Raw genomic sequence first — 1,355 nt, forward strand, 5'->3', positions numbered from 1 at the left:
GTAACCGTCCGGCCAACGACGTGCCGTGAGGGATTGCCGGGGGCGCGGCGCGCAGCGGACGCTTCTGGGTATGCCGAAGCAGGTGGAGAAGCCGGAGTGGGCGCGCATCGCGGAGGCCTTTGAGGCGAGCGGGCAGACGCAGCGGGAGTTCGCGTTGGCGCGGGGCGTGCGGCTGAGCACGTTGCAGTCGTGGGTATACCGAGCACGACGGAGCGCGCCGTCGCGAGTCGAGCCGGTGAGACTCTTGCCGGTGCAGGTGGCGACGACGCCCGCGGCGCCGGAGTCCCTGCTGGAGGTGGTGGCCGCGAGCGGGGCGCGGGTGCGATTCGCCGTGGGCACCGACGTGACGTACGTGGCCCGGCTCGTCGCCGCGTTGGGACGGTGAGAGGGTGTTCGCGCTGCCTGCCTCGGTGCGCGTGGTGCTGGCGGTGGAGCCGGTGGACATGCGCAAGTCGATTGATGGCCTCATGGCGCTGGTGCGCACGGCATGGGGGGAGGACGTCTACTCGGGCCACCTCTTCGCCTTCGTCTCCAGGAGGGGCGACCGGGTCAAGGTGCTGACGTGGAGCCGGGGCGGCTTCGTGCTTCTGTACAAGCGGCTGGAGACGGGCCGCTTCCGGCTGCCGCCGGTGGACGCGGGCGCGCAGGCGGTGACGCTGGACGCCACGCAGTTGGCCATGCTGCTGGACGGCATCGACGTGGCCCAGGTGAGGCGCCAGCCCGCCTGGACGCCTCCCGGGCGCACGGGCACCTGACGCGCCTGGCCCGGGACGCGGCGCGGCGCAGGCGTGTTGAGGTGAGGTGCCCCGAGAGCTGCCTCAGGACCACTTCTGCCCCTGGCGCGAGGAGGCGGAGGAACTCAAGGAGCGCCTGACGTCGCTGGAGGCGAAGATGGCGACGCTGGAGCGCCACGTCTTCGGCCGCAGGGCGGAGAAGCTACCTTCGGTGGCGACGGAGCTGCGCGGGGACGGCGCGGACACGAAGGCGGCGCGGGCCGAGGCCGCGAAGCAGAAGCGCCAGCAGCGAGCCGCCCGCAAGGCCGAGGAGGCCCCGGCGCGGGAGATTCGCCACGCGGTGCCTGCCGAGGAGCGCCACTGCCCGGCGTGCGGCAGCGAGGACTTGAAGCCCCTGGGCCAGGGCCGCACCTCGGTGGTGTACGAGTACGTGCCGGCCCGCTTCGAGAAGCAGGTGCACGTGCAGGAAGTCCTCTCGTGCGCGTGCGGCCGGGGCGTCGTCACCGCCCCGCCTCCGGCCCGGGTGGTGGACCGGGGCGAGTACGGCCCCGGCTTCCTGGCCCACGTCGTGGTTTCCAAGTGCGCCGACGCGATGCCACTGCACCGGCTGGCCCAGCGGAT

3 protein-coding genes are annotated in these 1,355 nt (G+C 73.0%); all 3 read left to right on the forward strand.

The annotated features are described in order from the left end of the window. Positions 1-70 precede the first annotated feature (70 nt). Positions 71-385 (forward strand): IS66 family insertion sequence element accessory protein TnpB, encoded by a 315-nt coding sequence (locus D7Y04_RS45330; protein WP_167506495.1) that lies wholly within the window; start codon positions 71-73, stop codon positions 383-385. Between the two features lie 4 nt (positions 386-389). Then, on the forward strand, positions 390-755 hold the full coding sequence (gene tnpB / locus D7Y04_RS42420) for an IS66 family insertion sequence element accessory protein TnpB (protein ID WP_120604355.1): 366 nt from the start codon (positions 390-392) through the stop codon (positions 753-755). Between the two features lie 46 nt (positions 756-801). Next, positions 802-1,355 (forward strand): IS66 family transposase zinc-finger binding domain-containing protein (locus D7Y04_RS42425; RefSeq protein WP_199749820.1); only part of this gene is annotated, 554 nt, incomplete at its 3' end.

The sequence above is a fragment of the Corallococcus sp. AB038B genome (genome assembly GCF_003668955.1).
GTDB classification, from domain to species: Bacteria; Myxococcota; Myxococcia; order Myxococcales; family Myxococcaceae; genus Corallococcus; species Corallococcus exiguus.

What these genes read in the sequence shown, in the direction of transcription:
- D7Y04_RS45330 (WP_167506495.1), top strand. Translation starts at nt 71, where the DNA reads ATGCCGAAGCAGGTGGAGAAGCCGGAGTGGGCGCGCATCGCGGAGGCC.